At 73.5% G+C, this 219-nt stretch carries 1 protein-coding gene; it reads right to left on the bottom strand.

Features of this window, described 5'->3' with window-relative positions; all coding sequences use genetic code 11:
- Positions 1–219: dihydropteroate synthase (locus PROKR_RS36450; protein ID WP_036970254.1), on the bottom strand; the 219-nt coding region annotated here is incomplete at both ends.

A 219-nucleotide genomic window follows, 5' to 3' on the forward strand; every position in this document is an offset into this window, starting at 1 on the left:
GACCCGCGCGCCGAGCCACGCGGCGACCGCCGTCGCGGCGAGCGTGCCCTCCAGACGCTCCTCTGGCGGCAGGTCGAGCGTCTCCCCCACGAAGTCCTTGCGGGACAGGGCCATCAGGAGCGGGAAGCCGAGCCCCGCCAGGGCGCCGGTTCGGCGCAGCAGGTGCAGCGAGTGCCAGGTGTTCTTGCCGAAGTCGTGCGTCGGGTCCACGAGCACGGA

The sequence above is a fragment of the Promicromonospora kroppenstedtii DSM 19349 genome, assembly GCF_000515355.1.
Taxonomy (GTDB): domain Bacteria; phylum Actinomycetota; class Actinomycetes; order Actinomycetales; family Cellulomonadaceae; genus Promicromonospora; species Promicromonospora kroppenstedtii.